This is a genomic window from Streptococcus pseudopneumoniae (assembly GCF_001072925.1).
Taxonomy (GTDB): domain Bacteria; phylum Bacillota; class Bacilli; order Lactobacillales; family Streptococcaceae; genus Streptococcus; species Streptococcus pseudopneumoniae_Q.
Genome location: NZ_JVHE01000012.1, coordinates 1 through 546, shown reverse-complemented (window position 1 = coordinate 546; position 546 = coordinate 1). Strand labels below are relative to the sequence as shown.

The window sequence follows — 546 nt, the reverse complement described above, 5'->3', positions numbered from 1 at the left end:
TTTAAAGTTTTCAAAGTTCCGGAAGCCAAAAGCATTGCGCTTGATGACCTTAATGAGGTTATTAGTAGCCTCCAGTTTCGCGTTTGAGTAGGGCAGTTCCAGTGCGTTCATGATTTTGTCCTTGTCTTTCAAAAAGGTCTTAAAAACAGTTTGAAAAATAGGATTTACACAAGAAATCGTTTCTTCAATCAGTTCAAAGAAATTGTCTGTTTGTTTCTCTTGGAAATGAAACAGTAATAGTTGATAGAGTTCATAGTGCTTTCTAAGTTCTTGAGAGTATGCAAGGAGCTTTTCGAGAATCTCTTTATTGGTCAAGTGTGAGCGAAAAGTCGGGCGATAAAATCGTTTATCGCTGAGTTTACGGCTATCCTGTTGAATGAGTTTCCAGTAACGTTTTAGTGCCTTATATTCGTGCGATTTGCGATCAAAACGATTCATGACTTGGATGCGAAGACGATTCATAGCTCGACTGAGATGTTGGATAATGTGAAAGCGGTCGAGAACGATTTTAGCGTTAGGAAAAAGTTTTCTGGCAATATCATAGTA

The 546-nt window shown here is 38.1% G+C and carries 1 protein-coding gene; it reads right to left on the bottom strand.

Annotation, left to right across the window (positions count from 1 at the left end; translation table 11 throughout):
* Positions 1-546 (bottom strand): ISL3 family transposase (locus ADH81_RS00355; protein ID WP_049525690.1); only part of this gene is annotated, 546 nt, incomplete at both ends.